The sequence below is a fragment of the Actinomycetota bacterium genome (assembly GCA_030776625.1).
In the GTDB taxonomy this organism is placed as follows: domain Bacteria; phylum Actinomycetota; class CADDZG01; order CADDZG01; family WHSQ01; genus MB1-2.
Genome location: JALYHL010000008.1, coordinates 97394 through 112135, shown reverse-complemented (window position 1 = coordinate 112135; position 14742 = coordinate 97394). Strand labels below are relative to the sequence as shown.

The following is a 14742-nucleotide window of genomic DNA, read 5'->3' as shown; positions in this document are numbered from 1 at the left end:
GCGCTTTACGTGCAGATCACGTCTGCGGTCGCCGCATCGGGGACAGGTTCAAGAATGCCGAAGTCCACGTGCGTACCAGCTCTCATCGCCTCGTGCTCAGGTACGGGGATCGTCACGTCCTGTCCGGTATAGACGCGCTCTCCCTTGCTGTTGAACACTTCGATATGACACGTCCGCGATTCGGCGCGTTGCGTCGCGAGAGGTCCCGTCCACACGTCACCCGTCATCACAGCAAGAGTGCCTGCTTCATAGGAAGGCTCACCGATCTCCATGAAGGGAAACACGAAGCGAGGCGGCTCGGGCTCCGGACGCTCTCGATAAGCGTAAACCTGGTCCTTCGCGCTTTCACTTGCTGGACCTTCAATGCGCGTTACAGCCAGCTGGTCGTTGCGCATCTCAACTTGAATATTTCCTCGATCGAAGGCGAGTGTCCAGCTGTCGCCTGTATGTTCGATTCCGAGGTAGTCGTAATGATCCGCCCCCTCGTCCATCAGCCCCGCGTAGCCAATGGCCCTCAGAGCGAAGGAAGCCACTCGGTGATTCGGTACCTGTTCCCCCACGGCGGCCTCAACATCCCACGTAGACCATGACAACGCCGCGGACGCAACGGATACGAGAATCGCGGCTCCGACCACAACGCGCAAGGTTCTCCCCATCGTGCTCGCCCCCTTCTCTCACTCGCGAGGTCGGGTTGACTCTACTAGAAGGTTAACTGGTGTTACAAGCGCCCGCTCCGAGCGTGACTTGGGCCGATCTACGACTCTGCGGATTGAGCTTCGTCTCCCTCTCCCCAGAACCGCAGTGAACGGCGTCGAGAGTCGAACACGTGACTGCCTCAGTCACATGTCGACTCCTGACGGAAGGCAGCCGGGATAGCGCAGGACAGGAACTGCTGGTTAAGGTATCGAGGATGCCACTGAATCGCGCTGCGCTCGGCTCCCGACTGCGAGCACTGCGGGTCGAAAAGGGGCTGACCCAGCAGGAGATCGCTCATCCGAAGTACACCCATGCCTACGTCAGCACGATCGAAGCCGGGCGCCGGAGACCATCCGATGCGGCTCTTCGGCACTTCGCCCAGAAGCTGGGCGTGCACCCCGAGGAGCTACAGACCGGCCGCCCCGCCACCCTATTGCCAGAGCTGGATGTGAAGTTGCAGAACGCGCGGGTGGCCGTATCGAAGAGCCGCCTCGACGAAGCCACCACTGCGTTCGAGGACATCAAGAGGAGAGCTCGGCGGTATGGCCTCAGGGACTATGAGGCGCGCGCGGAGCAAGGGCTGGCTCTGGTCGCGGAGCGGAGTAGCGATATCGATGACGCGCTCCAGAGGTACCAACGCGCTAAACAACTACTCGCCCGGGAGCCCTTGCACCTTCAAGCTGACGCAGTGGCAGGAGAAGCGCGCTGCTATCACATCCAGGGAGAGAAGACCCACGCGATCTACCTGCTTGAGACCTTCCTGCACAATCTGAAGAAGGAGGGGCTTGAGGATCCGGACGCTCTAATCCGCATCCGCACGACGCTGGTGATCACGTACCGGGAGGCGGGGTACCACCGGCAGGCGGCGGAAGTAGCCGAGTTGGCCCTTGCGCTGGAATCCCGCGTAAAGAACCCCGCCAGGCTTGGACAAATGCACAACATGGTGGCGCGCTCGCTGCTCGACACCGGACAAATCAGCCGCGCAGAGGAGTCACTGCGAAAGGCCGCACACTTCTACGAACTTGCCGACCTAGAGCTTGAGTTGGGCCGCGCCCGGTTGGCCCGAGGAATCCTCCTCAAAGAACGCGGTCGACTATCTCAGGCAAGGAAAGAGCTTTCGGCAGCGCTCAGCGTCTTCGTCGGAGTGAGCTCGATCGATGAGGCCAGAGCGAACAATGAGCTCTCGGCCGTAGAGCGGCAGAGCGGGAATCCGGATGCAGCACTACTGCTAGCTAGCGCGGCGATTTCCATTGGCCGCGACGCGAACGTGGCAGAGCTAGCTCGATCACACCGCGAGAGAGGGCTCGCTCTCGCCGGTAGAGACCTTCGCAGCGCACGAGCGTCACTTGAGGAAGCTATAGAACTCTTCACTCGAGCCGAGGAGCGCGTCGAAGCAGCGCTTACACATGCCTACCTAGGCGACCTACTTGCCCCGCGTAATCAGAAACAGGCGATGACCGCGTACCGTCGAGGGTTAGCGATCTTCGAAAGCCAACGCGCAAGCAGCTGACTTCACAAAGCGGTGATGACACCACTGGGCGAGTTGAGCTCTTCATCCATGGCTCGCCGCGCAGTTCGCTATGAAAAGAATGTCCCCGAACCACCGTGCTCTGTAGATAACGGGCATCGAGACCGGGTGGACGTCCAGCACGTCCCCTAGTCGGTCGCAGGTAACTGGCCCTACGTGATGGAGCGATGTTGATGATTCAGCGGATTCGCGCTGCTCGAACCTCGGAGGGACTTCGGCGTTGTTCAACCGGGTCAGTCGGTTTCGCACCTGACTTTGACCTCACCACCCCGGCAGCTATCCACACCTGTCCCCCCGTCTACACGGTCGGTCCCGCCGCTGCCCCTGAGGACATCGTCCCCCGCCATGCCGGAGAGGAGGTTCGATCCGCCATCTCCAATGATTTTGTCGGGGCCATCCGATGCCATCACGTTCTCAACTGATGAGATCGAATCATTGTCCGAAGCCCCCGACGACGTCCCCAGCTTGAGGTTGATGGTCTCCCCCAAATTGCTCCCGAAAAACGTCAGAGTGTCGCGACCGCGTCTTCCGGAAAACACGTCGTCGCCAGGCCCGTTATTGAGCAGATCGCTCCCACGGCCGCCACGATAGACATCCGTTCCTTCGTACCCTTCCAGGTCGTCATTCCCGAATCCTCCGTAGAGTTCGTCATCCCCACTATCCGTTGGCGGTCCCGGGCTCGATAACAAGCCCATCATCGACCAGCTCATCACCAGGCCGCCAAAGGAGCGGTCGCTTCCTGCGTTTCCTCCAAGTAGATCGTTACCTCCGTTGCCGCAGATCACGTCGTCGCCCCCCGCGCCTTCTATCACGTCGTCGCCTTCGAGCGCGACTATGACATCAGGAAGTGGCGTACCGAGCAGTTCATCATCCCCGTCAGTGCCGGCAATGGTGGCGGGAGCACCGGCGCAGTAATAAGGCGGACCCGGCTGACGCACGTAGAACGATGTTGTGTCCTCCCCCGACCTCCGCCGAAGCCTCCCCCCACCGGTGGAGCACGGACCGGCGAGGCTCCTTCTCAGCAATCGCCGCCTCCAGTCGCCGATCACGCGCTCTATAGCAGGGCCGGTGCCGACCGCAAGGGCGCTCCGTTCCTCCCTCCGGTCCGGTACTCGCGTCTCTGCGAGATGACCCAAGGGTCACCCTTGTCACTCGACCCCTAAGGCCCTGCTTCCGGCCGCTTAACGGCGACTGGAAGGAGACGGTGATGGCGGGAACGAAGAAGGATCTCGATCGGGACGCAGACCTTCTCAGGTCATCGTTCGACATCTCGTCACGGCTGCTCTCGACGGAAGAGGTCGCTCGGATCCTCGTGGTTCCGGTCAGCACCCTCTACGGTTGGCGCTACAAGGGTACGGGACCGACGGCCTATCGAGTCGGTAAGCACCTCCGCTACCGGCTGGCCGACATCCTCGACTGGCTCGAACACAAGGCGACGTAAGAGATCCCCTTCGCGCGGTCCAGCGAAGAACTCAAGTCAGGCCAGGGCCAGGTCGACGACAATCGCATGGCTGACGATGACTTCGTCTGGGCCGTCAAGGCTGAAGGACATCTCGTTAGTAATAAGGCTGGCGCCAGCGCCCGGCGACAGGCTGAAGAGCTACGTGAGGCGGAGCCTGTTCGAACGCGGCTTGCGCGAATCCTGAAGGTTCACACGTACGAACGCGCATACCGTCTGGGCGCTGTCGGTGAAGAAACGGTCGGCGCACGTCTTAGGAAGTTGGATCCTGCCAATTGGCTAGTACTGCACGACATCACCTGAATGAGCGCGGCACTAACCTCGATCATCTGGTCATTGGCCCTCCGGGTGTCTTTTCCTTAAACACCAAACATCATCCGAAAGCCAAGATTATCGTGACGGAGCGAAGCTTCCGGGTAAACGGACACAGGCAGAACTATCTGCCGGTGGCGGCCAGCGAAGCCGCGAAGGTAGGGCGTGTTCTCGAAGCAGCGACCGAGCAGCCTGTTCCTGTACACCCTGTGATCGTGGTGATGGGGGCGCAGCTCGAGATCCGCTCAGCTCCCTCCGACGTGCACGTCGTCCGACGCCGCGACCTCCCAAAATGGTTCCTGCGTCGCCCTCCTGAGCTTCCAGAGGACCGATTGCGGAACTTGATGCGCGTGGCGGGGCGTCCGTCCACCTGGAGGCCTTCGGCAAGCGTCAGCGAGCCGGCCCTGTCACTGAAGCCTTGGAGCCGACATCGACTTAAGCGCCTTTACGTGAACGACCGAGACGGCAAGTCACTTGGCTACCGCGACGAGGTCACCGGGGAAATCCATGCCAACGATCCATCGGACCTGGAAAGGCTGACTGCGGCACTAGCCGATCGGTCATTGAAGTAGTTGCTTCGAGCGGTCCGCAAAAAGTCCGCGAGACGACGAAAAACAACCATTGATAACAAGCAAGAACAGTCGACGAAATCGCAGGTCAACGCACGTTTTTCGACAAATGCCCTGGTCACGAGTTCATCGCCGGAGAGACTGACGATCTCTTGGATGAAAGCCTGGGCAACCGCTAGACGCTCATGCCTTATCGAGCCCCAACGCTCCTCGTGGGTGCCTGGGTGCAGCATCGGCCGGTCGAATCGCTGTGTCCGTTCTTGTCCACCTTCAATGTAGGTGACGATGATCTCGACGCTGTAGATCGGTGCTTCGTTACCGTTAGTGAAGGTCGTCTGAACGAACCCGCCGCCGATCCTGGCGGCTGGAAGCACCGACTTTCATGGCAGCGTCCTGGCGCCTCTGCTTGAACTCTCGCCTCAGAGCGAGAAGGGTCAGCCCGAAACCGCACAATGTGACGGCCGCCATCGCCCAGTCCGGGACCGTTCCCCACTGCAGCTCTGCCACGAGCAGGCCTAGAACTAGTCGCGGCCGGATCCAGTCACGACCCCTGGCTGAAAACACCGACGTAGAGGCGCCATGGCTGAGAACGCAGTCACGCGGATTTTGCGGTTGAGGAGAAAAACCCCCCTGTATAGGATCAAGGCACAGAAGCGGACATGGCGGACGAAGGGGGCGAGGCCACGTGGGAATCGAGTTTGTAAACAAGGTTCCGTTGGAAGCGTCACGTTCCTCGGGAGATGTCCAGTCGTACATCACGGTGACTAACAGCACCGATACAACGCTGGAGAGAGGACGGAGTATTTTCATCAACTCTCACGGAGGCCAAGTCCGCGTGAAACTAGACGAGGACTTCGATCCCGGAGATCAGATTGTTTATCGGCCGCAGCCGTTCGAGCCTTCGGGGGGCGGGTCCGTAGAGGCTTGGTACAACGAGTACCACCCGCTCGCCGACGATTTGGCTGAAGTTTTTGCAAAGAAGATGGGGGAGAGCAAGCGATTGCCAAAGCGACCGCCGCCGACCTAGCGAGGCACATCAGCCTGGTGGTCGCCGCGGCGCCGCAGGTGACTACGCTCGCGTCCGCGACTCGGTCGTCGTCACCGCAGACTCCAGCACCGGTCGTGGGAGGCGCAGGACGGCGCGAAACGCTCGGGTGTTGAGATCCGGGTCGACGAAGTAGGACCCTCTCTGAGGTGGGCGAGCGGGGCTCTACGCGGCGAAACCATCACAGAGCTAGCGTGGGCGAAGGGACATCCTGGTGACGAGCGGTGCGGCGTTCTTTCATGGCGCCGAGCGTGGCGTTGACTCCACTCATCGAGAGTCTCTTCAACGATCCTCCTCCGGTCGGGATCGGCGAACGAGCAAGTAACGGGGAACTCGCGGCCGTCGTGACGCGATTCTCGTGTGCCGACGCTGCCGGGAAGGCGGGAACCACTCCTATCCAGGGGCAGCTTTGCACTGCTCACGTCGTTGTCGAAAATCACGGCAACTTGGCCGTAAGAGCCGAACCGTATGCCGACCTGCGAGTAGCAGGCGGAGATGAGGTCTACCCCGTTATCGAGCACACGGGCAGAGCCTATTCCCTCATCATCTTTCCGGACGATGCTGCCCGGCCTACATCAGCACGATTTATCCGCCGTCTGCCAGGCGCTCGAGGTCCGCCGCTGACCCGGACGGACCTCTACTTCCTCGTCAGTGTCCACCCGACGCGTGCGCAGATTTCTCGTACTGCTGAGGTCGCTCTCTCGGGATCGAGTGGTGGATTAACCCACCACAACCACTCACCGTCAGCGGCTGTCACTAGAAGGTTCCGCGTCAGCGGCATCTCAGCTATCGAAACAGGCGTGGAACTTAGTGCATGAGCCAAATCAGAGATATATTCGGCGTCACCCGGTACGCCGCGGCTGATTCCGAGTAGCCCACGTTGAAATGCCTCGTCCGACGTGACGCGGTCGAGCAGGTCGACGCTGTAGCGCTCGACAAAGGCGACGGCATAGCGGCGACCATTCAGCTGATGCTGGCCCGCGGCTAGCTCTCGGCGAAGGAGTGACCAGCGTTGAGGCGCCTCCTCGACGAGAGTCACGTAGTCGGTGATGATCCGGATGCTGCGCTGCTTCAACTCGCACCTCCTTGCTCGGCGGCTTTCCGAGCCGGAGGCACAAGCGCCGTCTCACAGCGGACGCGTCAAGGGCACGCCGAAGGCGCGGCGAGGCTTCAGGAGCGAAGCGGTAACCGACCCGCCTTGACGCGGAAGCGTGCGGCGCTAGGAGGGAAGACAAAGCCGCCGAGCAGGGGAGAGAAAGAAGAGCGCGGCGTTGGTGTCCGGCGCAGCGTCCATAGGTCACGATCAGGCGACGCAGCCGCAGCCGGACGATTCGTCCGATGACATTGAAAGAGCAGAGCAATCGCGGGCTCCTCGATCATGGTCTGGACCCGCCGAAGGAAGATCATGAGGTCGGTTGGTTCCACAGCGGCGGCCCGCCCGCGGCCGCCGCTGTGAGTCGTACGTTCAGTGCCAGATGTCAGTGACGACTACCACAGAGGCTTGTCTTCCCGACAGTAGCTCTCACGGGTGTAAACACTCTCAACGTCGTGGATCTCGTTCACCTGGTGCGCATTGCTCTCGCAGCTGTACAGGACGTCGCTTCCGTCACCGCCCCAGATAACGTCGGAACCCGCGCCATCCCAAATCCAATCGGCACCCCAGCCTGCGTAAATCACGTCGCGAGCACCCTTGCCGGCTATGTAGTCGCCTCCCGCGTAGCCGTAGAGCGTGTCTTCGGCATCGCCTCCACAGATCCGGTTGTTCAGCTCGTTGCCCTTCAGCGTGTCGGCGCCATCAAGCCCGTGAACCTTGGTCGCGGTGTGGGGTAGCGAGCCATCCAGATTGGTTCGAGTCCTAGCCATCTGGCAAGGTGTGTGCATGCCTCACCCGCCCCGTCGTTCCTACGCCAAGATCTCCAAGCCAGCGGGGGCAGCCTATGAACTCCTCTTAACTCACGTCTCGGCCGAGGGTGCCTCCGCCGAGTCCCTTGAAGAGGCTCTCGACGAGCGCGGGCGACAAGAGGTAAAGGTGTTTGAAGCTCCGGCCCGCGGCTTCTGGGAACCTCCGGCCCTGGCGGACGCCAAGAACTGGATCAAGGGCCAACAATTTGGTCGGGACCTCTCAGCGAAGGCTCAGGTTGGCTACCGGTTAAAGGCGACACCGGGCCAGTGGGTGCGTTGGGCCAGTGCGTCGGCCGCGGCGACGTCGTCGCCGAAGGGAGGAGCCCTAGCGGGGGTCCTCCTGCTTCCTTTCCTGAATGGCTGAGCGGAACTGTCCGCGACGAGCTCCCCGCGATCAGCCACGGACTACTCTCCACACGCCTCGCGGGGTGAGCTGAAGGCTCAACATCTGACCCTGAATAAACGACAGCGACCCAAGGCCCTGAAACAGCTTCTCAGTTCATTTCGGCAGTGGCAGGTCCCGAGAGGTCCGATTCCGTCACAGCCTGCTGACGCGCACCGGATTGAGGGGCTTATCGCTGCCAAGTCTCTGTGCCACCCAAATCCCCACTTCCAGCAGGCCCTCGAGTAACAGATAGACGAGCAGAGTGGCCCCAACAGCGACGACGGAAGCAGGCAGCACGAGAAGGCTGTAGCCGGCGATAGCGGCGAACCAATAGAGGCGCCCCCACAGCACGGACGCGACCGAGGGAGCCACCGCCACGGCGATGATGGGCAGCGTAGCCACCAGAGGAACCCGCGGAAGGTCGACCGCCGCCGCGAACAGATCGTAACCAACCAATAGGTGGACGAGCAGCCACATGACCAGGAAGATGCGCACCAGGGGTCGCTGCAGATACGTCCCAAGTCCGACGGCGCACCACATCAGCCACCTGCGCACGAACGGGACCTGTGTCTGCTCCATCGTGTCCCGAAAGACGCTGTCCGCCGCTTCGCGCTCCTCCCAGCTCGTCCCCGGTTCGATCAAGTGGTCGTGTAGCAACGCGGGCAGCGAATGTCTGCCGTACCTGGGCACCAGCCAAGTCAACAGTGACGGGACGGAAGCGAGGTCCGTCACGTTCCCGCGCGGCACCTCGATGGGATCAGAGGCGGGCTTGACGAAACGGAAGGATTCCTCCAGAAAGAACGTCTCGGCGTCGGCCTGACGCAGGAGGACATCCGCGTCGCAGTCAGACCACTTCTTCTTGAACGGGAGGGTCTTGGGTGACTGGAGATCCCCGACGAGGCGTTGGTACAACCATCCCACCGCCTCGTCTAAAACCTCCGTCTTGGACCGATCCGCTCGGCGAGCGATCTCGGCCAGCTGAAGTCCTGCCTTATCTCCGATCTCAATAGAAGGCATGATGCTCCTCCCCCATCATCATTGAATCGCCCAACCGCTCCTAACTGGAGTCAACGGTGTCTTTTCGTGGGCCAAGTCAGCCATCCCCCATCGAGGCCCCCTGCCTTCAGAGGGACCGACAAGCTCTACGAGCACACACCTCGAGACCGGCAACCCTTGGACCCTCAATTCACGGTGTCTGTGGGCTCTCCACGAGGCTTAGGCGGGCACTTCTGAATCCTCGGTCCGAGCTCGCAGCAGCGGCCTCCAACCCGCCAGGTCCACAGCAGCCGGGATCAGCTCCACGGAGAATGCCGGCGCTCCCGGCGTGCACTGTCGGCAACGCCGCTCGATGCCAGACTGCACCAAGCGAACGCACTTGAAGTGTTCTTGGCCACGTGCGTCTATGGCACTGACACACACCTCGCACTCCACGTCTTGGCCCATCTCGGTCTCAATGCAGAGGCGGCGTCCGTCGAGCTGGTAGAGGAGCGGACCCGTGTTGGACTCGACGTCGCCCTCGCCTTCGGTAATGACCTCGCCGCAGAGGCACCACTGGTAGTCGACCGGGAAGGGAAGCAGGCTAGGGATCGCCTCGACCATCCCGCACCACCGTGCCGGATTGACCCGACAGTAGGAACAGTCGGGGGTGATGTACTCGTCGACCTCACCCCGCTCCAGAACCGACCAGTGGGTAGTCAGCTCCAGGCGAGGGACCGGGGTGTCGTAGGTCACCCACTCCAGCTGGAGATCTCCGGACAGCGACCTCCACGCACGCGCCTTGGCCAGGCGTCCCTCGTCGGTTCGCATGCCGACCACGAGCTGCGGTTGGTCGAACCAGCCGAAGACATCGGTCGAGAACGGAACCGCCGACGGGGGCAAGCTGCTCGTCGACAAGGCCATTCGAGAGATCCCTACCGGGGACAGACTCCCATAGGAGATCCCCGTCACCGTCATGCGAGCCGACATGCGCGTCGACAGGCCGCGCGCCGGATCCCACACGAGGTCGACGCCAGACTCAGACGCCGGATGGATCGACCCGTCGTCCAGGTCGACGGCGAAAGCGCCACCGGACGCGTGTGCGCCTTGGTGGTGGACCGGCACCGACAGCGAGCGGACTACGGAACCACGCAGCTCCATGTCGTCGAGCACGACGCTGGTCAGGGTAAGGGCTCCTCCGATGGGGCCCAGCGGCACCGGCGGGATCGCTCCAAGCGAGCCCCCGATGCCAGTACCGACGAGGTTGTTGGCGATCCCTTCGGCCACGGCCTCGACTATGGCCAGGACGATGGCCGCGACGATGACGCCGGCGATCCCGCCGAACACCGCTCCCAGTCCCAACGAAGCCAGCCACACCCACCACTCTAGGTCGACGTCGGTGTCAACGCTGGGAGTGGTTGCGGTCACCGTGATGGCGCCGCCTGCCAGCCCGATGTCGATGAAGAAGTTGAAGTTCGAAACCGCCGACCACCCCGTGCCGGAGTCAGTGGCTCGGCCGTCGACCCGGATGCGATTGCCCTCCACGCGCGCGTCCAGCTGCGTGAGCGTGCCTCGGCCCCCGGGTGCCGGCACAGAACGGTTCAGACGTAGAGGGGTATCGAAGTCACTCGTCGGGCGTCCGAGAGCGGTAGCGACCCGAGGCCGCATGACCCGTGCGAGCAGCCAGAAGTTGCTCATCATGACGACCGAGGGGGCCCCGGCGGAGATGAAGCTGGTGGTGATGCCGTTGATGTTGCCCCCCGAATCGTTAGCCATCCGGATCCCGAACGCGAGGCAATCACGATCTGCGGCGGTGGCGTCGTTGATGGTCGTGACGTCGATGTCGAAGATGGTGGTCGGGTCAGTGTCGTCGGTCACCGGGATGGGCGGAGTCAGGTCGATACGTCCCAGGCTCGCTTGGAGCTCGGTCAGCACCACCGAGGCCATCATGGCCTCGGCTTGAGCGATCGTCATGCCCGCGGCGGTAAGCGCAGGCTCGAGCATGGCCTCCGAGGCCGCGTCCAGGTCCACGGTTACATCCGGGGCCCCCGCGTTGAAGTCCATGGTGGCGACCTGGGCGCTGCCTTGGGTGACCATGTCGACGGTATCGACGATCATGATCGTCCCGCCGAGGGGAGCGAAGGAGGCGTTGGTGGGGGCGGTCACGTCGAGCTGCGAGTTCGTGAACGGAACGGTCAGTCCTAGTCGCGGCCGAGGACGGTCGATGTCCGCGACGGGTGTCGCGAAATTGAGCGACGCGGTCCCTCGCACGTTCCCGTTGTCTATCGGGAAGGTCAGCGAGGTCGGGAACATCCCCCCCGCCAGGAAGGCGGTCGCGATCTGGGCATTGAGCTCTGCCTCGGAGATCTGGACGAGCATGTCGAAGTTGGCGGTGCGGTCTTGTGCCATCTGGGCCCCCTAACCCTCGAAGTGAAGATCAGCAGCAACCGGCATCGCGAACCGTGCCGGGCCTAGTCGGTCGGCGGTCGCGGCCGACCCTGCCCTTGGGGGCAGCCTCGATGGAGACCTCGGTCACGTTCACACCGGGCGGGACGATGCGTCCGTCCGCGGCTTCAAGCTGCGCGCGCCACAGGGCCTTTTGCTCGGCGCGAGACAGCTCCACGCCGGACTGCTCGAGCGCTCCCACAGGGTCTTCGAGGAAGCGGCGGCCATTGGCCTCGTCTTTGCCCAGCCAATCGATCACCTTTTTGTCGGCTTCTCGCAGTTTCTCGGCAAGGCCCTCAGGAAACCGAATCTGTACTGCCACGGCGGGGTCAGACCCATGGCGGGGCTGACACCCCAGGGCCTCTGGAGACAGAGTGATGTCACGTGAAGGAACGAGCCGGATGTTGACCTTGGCCTCGACGGCTTGGTCGATCCTCGCGGTGACCTTCGAGTTGGACTCGGTTGACGACCGACGGGAGGCCTTACCCCGCGACCCCTCGTCCCTGTAGCGGTCTTCCAACGCAACGCTCCTTCCGTCTACGTGCGAACCGAATGTTCGCGACCGTTCGGAAGGCCCCTCCGCCAGCCCCCTAGCGATTTGTAACCATTGGCTATACTTTTTGTCAATATCTTGTTCAGTAACCACCGGATAGGGAGGCTCACGATGGCAAGACCGAACTACCGTCGCAGGAACGACAAGGATTCCTGGCACTTCTGCACGAACTGCACGAACTGGCCGACGATCGACTATGAGACCTCGAACACCAAGCCGACCAGCGGCGAGTTCTGCAACCAGTGCCTGAGCAAAGAGCGCAACGGGGAATGCAACTAGCCAGCGGCAGAGGGGGGCGACATGGCCACCGTAGGGATGGGCAAGCTCGCACCGGGGTACAACCTTCAGCCCGGCGAGGTTCTCCGATGGATCTGGAACAACGCTCCTTCTGATCGTGCTGGAGCTTCACAGTGCAGCCCTACGTGGTCAAGACTTCGTCGGGAAGCACCGCCTGGGCAGAGATCGTCCGCCTCTCGCAGTTCGTCCGCATGCATCCTGCGCCCGAACGAGAGCTCCATGTAGAGGTGAAGAACGTGGGAGGCCAGACGATCAACTACGACCTTCTGATGAGCAGCGTCAGGGAATAGGGGGATCGATGAGCTTCTTCGTGGTGCAACACGACGCGGGAGAGGTGCGCTCGGTCGGAATACCGTACGAATCCCTTCGAGAAACCGTGCGCCTCGAGGCTACGGAAGGATGGAATGTGGCGGCCCTCCCGGATGCCGAGCTAGATGAGATCGCACCGGAGCTCCGGCAGGGCGCGTCCGGTGCTCCCCCTCCGAGGCATGACGAAGCTGCTCGCTCGCTCCGGGGACCTCAGCCGGGCTCTCAGGGACCGCGAGCGGTACCAGGCACGCCGGCGGAGCGAGCGCTTCCCTGAATGAACCCCTACCCAGCGCGGGCCATCGTCGTCGTCCATGGCATCGGAGAGCAGCGGCGGGCAAATGCACTCGACGCGCTCGTTCGGGGCCTCAAGCGGTGCGGAGCTTCTGGCGGTGAGCTCGTCCAGGAACCGAAAGAGTTCGGTGAGCCCCTAGGCCAAGAGGCGATCCGGGTTCACCGCGATGGCGTGAGCGCGGATGTGTACGAGATCTTCTGGGCACCACACAGCGCGCGCAAAACCTCGGCGATGTCCGTGCTTTGGTGGCTTCTGCGCACCACCTTCATCCCCGCTAGCAAGTTCTGCAAGCCTTCGGCCAAGACGCTGTGGGATGCAACCTCGGCCGCGCTCTGGCTGATGATACTGGCCGTCGTGGCGGTTCTGGCGCTTACGAGCCTCGGCAACCTGTCAGCGCAGGTGAATTGCCAGGTAGACCCTGAGGTCGAATGCGAGGTGCCCGTCGATCAACGCAGCGTCACCGGACCGAAGGTTACCTGGGGAGGCTTCGGTCAGGTCTCCGCGATCTTCGAGGCCATCGCAACATCTCTGACGTCCAACGACGAGCCCCTCAAGAACCTGACGCCGGAGCACGCGGCAGAGGTCCTTAAGCTGGTCCCCTGGAGGTACTGGTTGCTGCTGCTGGCGATCGGATTCCTGGTGGCGCAAGCGGTCTTCCGAGTCACGCAGATCATCACCGCTCTGGTTCAGGGATCAGCTCGCTACGCCGCGAACCGACTCGGGTGGCAGCTTCTGCTCTTGCTCGCCCTCGTGGCGGGATTGGGCCTGCTCGTCCAGCTGATAGCCCCACTCATGACCGCCTTCCTGATCGTGTTCTTGACCGTCACAGGGTTGCTGCGCTCGGCGGCCCGATTCCTCGCCGAGTCACTGGGAGACGTCCAGATCTACTCCGAGCGCGACGAGAATAAGGAGCACTACACCGCGCGCGAAGCGATCCTTGCGGAGGCCGACAAGACCTTCCACCTGCTGGCACGACGGGGATACTCCAGCATCGTGGTCGTGGGGCATAGCCTCGGTTCCGTGATCGCGTTGACGGCGTTCGATCGACTCCGTTGGCGCATCCCGTCGCTGATCTCCCGGATCGAGGTGTTCGTCACTCTCGGAACAGCCCTGGAGAAGGTGCGCTACTTCCTAGAGCGGCGAAAGGAGGTCGACGAGGACGCCTCCCAGCGCCTGATCGAACCCACTCAGAAGCTAGCGGAGCAGATCGCGTGGCTGAACCTGTGGTACGCCAACGACGTCGTCGCGAACCCGATCACGACCTTCAACCCCCCGGAACAATCTGTGAAGAACTACAGGCACCATGAGATCCCACCGACCTCCCAGTTGCGACAGGAAGCCAAAGAAAATTTCGTGGTCAACATCGATCATGGGTATCCGGTCATGCCTGTGCCTTTGGTGTGGACGCACAGTCGCTACTGGGGCGACCACAAGGTGATGGAATTGATAACCGACTTGGCCTTGCCCACCACCGCCTCGTGAATAGCGCACACGCGGCCGGAGACGCAGGTTGGTGAGCGCTCCGAGGAACGGGTCGCGCTGCATGAAGCGGCCCACATCTGGGCTGAACCTGCGCGCCCCCATGTCGAGGCTGTCGGAGCCGGTGTCGTAACGCTTGGCCGTGTAGCGGAAGCTGTTGAGCGGATCCTTGTTGCCTGTGGCTCCGCTGCTCTCTTCGGAGTCGGTGGTCAGAGCCTTGTCTTCTTCGCCGTAGGCGTCGTAGCCGTAGGTCGCCTTGACCGACGGCGCGGAGGCTCCCCCGTCGTCGACCAACATGCTGACCGAGCCGTGCACGTCGTAGGCGTAGAGATAGTCCTGCGGCGTGGTGGTGCCCACCTTCTTGTCCTGCATGGCGATGCGGTTGCCGTAGACGTCGTAGGAGTAGGTCTTGGATGAGGATTGCGCGTCGCCCGTGATCTCCTCGCCGGCGACCAGCTTGGTGAGCCTATGTAGGAGAAGGTCGTGGTCTTGGCCT

15 protein-coding genes and 1 pseudogene are annotated in these 14742 nt (G+C 62.3%); 8 read left to right on the top strand and 8 right to left on the bottom strand.

Translation table 11 applies throughout. From position 1 onward, the window contains the following. Positions 1-5: 5 nt before the first annotated feature. Positions 6-491 carry a hypothetical protein gene (locus M3N53_12940; GenBank protein ID MDP9069235.1) on the bottom strand — a complete coding sequence of 162 codons (486 nt, stop codon included), beginning with the start codon at positions 489-491 and terminating at the stop codon, positions 6-8. Positions 492-1087: 596 nt separating this feature from the next. Between M3N53_12940 and M3N53_12935 the strand changes: the two genes are divergently transcribed. After that, on the top strand, positions 1088-2206 hold the full coding sequence (locus M3N53_12935; protein MDP9069234.1) for a hypothetical protein: 1119 nt from the start codon (positions 1088-1090) through the stop codon (positions 2204-2206). Positions 2207-2457: 251 nt separating this feature from the next. Here the strand turns inward: M3N53_12935 and M3N53_12930 are convergent, their stop codons facing one another. Beyond that, positions 2458-3360, bottom strand: coding sequence for a hypothetical protein (locus M3N53_12930; protein ID MDP9069233.1), 903 nt, complete (start codon positions 3358-3360; stop codon positions 2458-2460). Between the two features lie 71 nt (positions 3361-3431). Between M3N53_12930 and M3N53_12925 the strand changes: the two genes are divergently transcribed. Then, positions 3432-3665, top strand: coding sequence for a helix-turn-helix domain-containing protein (locus M3N53_12925; protein ID MDP9069232.1), 234 nt, complete (start codon positions 3432-3434; stop codon positions 3663-3665). A gap of 808 nt (positions 3666-4473) precedes the next feature. On the opposite strand, the gene M3N53_12920 is transcribed toward M3N53_12925, so the two are convergent. Further along, a complete protein-coding gene (locus M3N53_12920) occupies positions 4474-4938 on the bottom strand; it encodes a hypothetical protein (GenBank protein ID MDP9069231.1) in 465 nt (154 codons plus the stop codon). A gap of 311 nt (positions 4939-5249) precedes the next feature. On the opposite strand from M3N53_12920, the gene M3N53_12915 reads away from it, so the two are divergent. Then, positions 5250-5591, top strand: coding sequence for a hypothetical protein (locus M3N53_12915; protein MDP9069230.1), 342 nt, complete (start codon positions 5250-5252; stop codon positions 5589-5591). A 78-nt stretch (positions 5592-5669) separates the two neighbouring features. After that, positions 5670-5768 (top strand): annotated as a pseudogene (locus M3N53_12910) (single-stranded DNA-binding protein). Between the two features lie 478 nt (positions 5769-6246). Here the strand turns inward: M3N53_12910 and M3N53_12905 are convergent. Together M3N53_12905 and M3N53_12900 are read right to left on the bottom strand one after the other, a co-directional pair. Further along, positions 6247-6684 (bottom strand): hypothetical protein, encoded by a 438-nt coding sequence (locus tag M3N53_12905; protein MDP9069229.1) that lies wholly within the window; start codon positions 6682-6684, stop codon positions 6247-6249. Between the two features lie 413 nt (positions 6685-7097). After that, positions 7098-7472 carry a hypothetical protein gene (locus M3N53_12900; GenBank protein ID MDP9069228.1) on the bottom strand — a complete coding sequence of 125 codons (375 nt, stop codon included), beginning with the start codon at positions 7470-7472 and terminating at the stop codon, positions 7098-7100. Between the two features lie 16 nt (positions 7473-7488). On the opposite strand from M3N53_12900, the gene M3N53_12895 reads away from it, so the two are divergent. Next, the gene (locus M3N53_12895) at positions 7489-7875 is read left to right on the top strand and encodes a hypothetical protein (GenBank protein MDP9069227.1); all 387 of its coding nucleotides are present in this window, start codon (positions 7489-7491) and stop codon (positions 7873-7875) included. A 174-nt stretch (positions 7876-8049) separates the two neighbouring features. Here the strand turns inward: M3N53_12895 and M3N53_12890 are convergent, their stop codons facing one another. The 3 genes from M3N53_12890 to M3N53_12880 form a co-directional block, all read right to left on the bottom strand. After that, complete coding sequence (locus M3N53_12890) at positions 8050-8913, bottom strand: DUF1353 domain-containing protein (protein ID MDP9069226.1); 864 nt, start codon at positions 8911-8913, stop codon at positions 8050-8052. A gap of 198 nt (positions 8914-9111) precedes the next feature. Beyond that, positions 9112-11280 carry a hypothetical protein gene (locus tag M3N53_12885; protein ID MDP9069225.1) on the bottom strand — a complete coding sequence of 723 codons (2169 nt, stop codon included), beginning with the start codon at positions 11278-11280 and terminating at the stop codon, positions 9112-9114. Positions 11281-11308: 28 nt separating this feature from the next. Then, positions 11309-11836: a hypothetical protein gene (locus M3N53_12880; GenBank protein MDP9069224.1), complete on the bottom strand. Its 528-nt coding sequence runs from the start codon at positions 11834-11836 to the stop codon at positions 11309-11311. A 144-nt stretch (positions 11837-11980) separates the two neighbouring features. Between M3N53_12880 and M3N53_12875 the strand changes: the two genes are divergently transcribed. The 3 genes from M3N53_12875 (at position 11981) to M3N53_12865 (ending at position 14249) form a co-directional block, all read left to right on the top strand. Continuing rightward, a complete protein-coding gene (locus tag M3N53_12875; protein MDP9069223.1) occupies positions 11981-12148 on the top strand; it encodes a hypothetical protein in 168 nt (55 codons plus the stop codon). A 131-nt stretch (positions 12149-12279) separates the two neighbouring features. Next, positions 12280-12456, top strand: coding sequence for a hypothetical protein (locus M3N53_12870; protein MDP9069222.1), 177 nt, complete (start codon positions 12280-12282; stop codon positions 12454-12456). Between the two features lie 293 nt (positions 12457-12749). Next, on the top strand, positions 12750-14249 hold the full coding sequence (locus M3N53_12865; GenBank protein MDP9069221.1) for a hypothetical protein: 1500 nt from the start codon (positions 12750-12752) through the stop codon (positions 14247-14249). The last annotated feature ends 493 nt before the right edge of the window (positions 14250-14742 follow it).